At 61.6% G+C, this 1,160-nt stretch carries 1 protein-coding gene; it reads left to right on the forward strand.

The window, feature by feature from the left end; all coding sequences use genetic code 11:
- Window positions 1-190 precede the first annotated feature (190 nt).
- Window positions 191-787, forward strand: a complete 597-nt coding sequence (locus tag BKH32_RS12495) for a hypothetical protein (protein ID WP_075250327.1) — start codon at window positions 191-193, stop codon at window positions 785-787.
- Window positions 788-1,160 lie beyond the last annotated feature (373 nt).

Raw genomic sequence — 1,160 nt, forward strand, 5'->3', positions numbered from 1 at the left:
GGGCAGAAACGCACGCGCACGGGCGAGGACCCGGGTGCCGCAAGGGGCGTGCGGGCCGGGGCGTCGGGGCGGGAGACGGCGGTGTTGTCAGGAGTGTCAGGCATGATGGGCCCAGCGTAGCGCCAGGGACCGCCTGCACCATTGCCAGCCGACGTGGCAGCGCTTACCATGGCCTACCGTAGGCCTGGCCGTGACCGCCTGCGGCAGCCAGGAGCCCTCGGCCGCCTCCCCCTCCCCTGCCCCCGCGCCGGCCTCCTCCGGCCCGGCCGCCGGCACCCGGTCCCCGGGGGAGGTCGACGGCGCCCCGTACTGGAGCGTCCCCGCGGACGTGCCCGGGTGGAGCGTCAGGACCATGGACCAGGACGGCAAGAACCAGCTGGGCAACGCCGTCGGGTGCCTGTTCACCACCTCCCAGGACGTCTACCAGACCAGCGGCCGTACCGACCGCGAGGAGACCGACCTCCAGGCCGAGAAGACCACCCACTCCTACGAGGGCTCCCAGGTCACCAACGTCTCCTTCAGCCCCGCGCAGGACGACCTCACCGCCGTTAAGGACGGGGCGGGCAACGCCATTGAGACCAGGCACCTGGAGTGGACCTACACCGGTGCCGACCAGCAGGACTACCGGGGCACCATGTACCTGCGGGTCTTCACCACCACGCACATGCCGGTGCTCATGCGGGTCATGTACGCCTGCCCCGCCGGCGCCTACTCCGCCACGGAGCTGGAGACGCTCATGAAGGGCACCGCCCTGAACGACCCCGGTCCGGCGGACATGGACGGCTGAGGCCCCGCGGGCATGCTCTTTTGAGAGTGTTGTGAGCATCAAGTCGACAGTAAAAATCGTAAACATAATATCTATTATCAAGTTCGTATTATTCATCAGAATTATTCATATCACAAAATAAAGTACTTTTAAATATTAAGAAACGACAGTGTTTAAGCGTGTACATTTCCAATAAACAGTAATAAGTGTAAACACGCTTAGCCATGGCCAGTCGATAGCCTAATCATTACCATGCTGGTCACCTTATTATTACTATTGCAAACATTATCAGCCATAGCCTTAACCTATTGCGAACGTTCAGCGAGCAACATACCTTCCGCCTGAGAACCAACCGACGATGAGGGACTCGCTGCATCGCCTAGCACCTGAACCA

Source organism: Actinomyces oris (assembly GCF_001929375.1).
Lineage (GTDB): Bacteria > Actinomycetota > Actinomycetes > Actinomycetales > Actinomycetaceae > Actinomyces > Actinomyces oris_B.